The organism is Arenibaculum pallidiluteum (assembly GCF_017355985.1).
Classification (GTDB): domain Bacteria; phylum Pseudomonadota; class Alphaproteobacteria; order Azospirillales; family Azospirillaceae; genus Arenibaculum; species Arenibaculum pallidiluteum.
The window spans coordinates 1-1,057 of record NZ_JAFIQU010000042.1 but is presented as its reverse complement, the minus strand read 5'-3'; the positions used below and the strand labels follow the sequence as shown (position 1 = coordinate 1,057).

Below are 1,057 nucleotides of genomic sequence, written 5' to 3'. Positions count from 1 at the left end.
ATGGAGGGCCGCGATCAGGTCCGCGACATGCTGGCGGCGACGCTGGCCACGACCAGGCCGCGCGGCTGGCAGATCGCCGCGGGCGAGGACGCCACCGAGAGCGGCGGGGTGACCGAGGCCTGGATCGCCTTCGAGACCGAGGTCGCGCGCGGCTACGGCCTGATCCGGCTGCGCGAGGACCGCATCTGGACGCTGCTGACCACCATGGCCGAGCTCACGGGCCACGAGGAGAAGGCCGGCTTCACCCGCCCGCTCGGCGCCCGCCATGGCGTGAACCCCGGCGCCCGCACCTGGAAGGAGCTGCGCGAGGAGGAGGAGGCGAAGCTCGGCTTCGAGACCCAGCCCTATGTCGTGATCATCGGCGGCGGCCAGGGCGGCATCGCGCTGGGCGCCCGGCTGCGCCAGCTCGCCGTGCCCACCCTCATCGTCGAGAAGAACGAGCGCCCCGGCGATTCCTGGCGCAAGCGCTACAAGTCGCTCTGCCTGCACGACCCGGTCTGGTACGACCACCTGCCCTATATCGACTTTCCCAAGACCTGGCCGGTCTTCTCGCCCAAGGACAAGATCGGCGACTGGCTCGAGATGTACGCCAAGGTGATGGAGCTGAACTACTGGGGCGGCACCACGGCCAAGCGCGCGCACTTCGACGAGCGGAGCAGGGAATGGAATGTGGTGGTCGAGCGCGGCGGGCGCGAGATCACGCTGCGCCCGAAGCAGCTGGTCTTCGCGACCGGCATGTCGGGCAAGCCGAACATTCCGGAGTTCCGGGGCCGGGAGCGCTTCCGGGGCGAGCAGCACCATTCCTCGCAGCATCCCGGGCCCGATGCCTATGTCGGCAAGAAGGTCGTGGTGATCGGGTCGAACAACTCGGCCCATGACATCTGCGCCGCGCTCTACGAGGCCGGCGTGGACGTCACCATGATCCAGCGCTCCTCGACGCATGTCGTGCGCTCCGAGCCGCTGATGGAGTACGGCCTGGGCCCGCTCTATTCCGAGAAGGCCGTGCAGTCCGGCATGACCACGGCCAAGGCCGACCTGATCTTCGCCTCCCTGCCCT

Annotated in this window: 1 protein-coding gene; it reads left to right on the top strand. The window is 69.1% G+C overall.

Annotation, left to right across the window (positions count from 1 at the left end):
* Positions 1–1,057: NAD(P)-binding domain-containing protein (locus JUB13_RS30975; RefSeq protein WP_207486124.1), on the top strand; the 1,057-nt coding region annotated here is incomplete at both ends.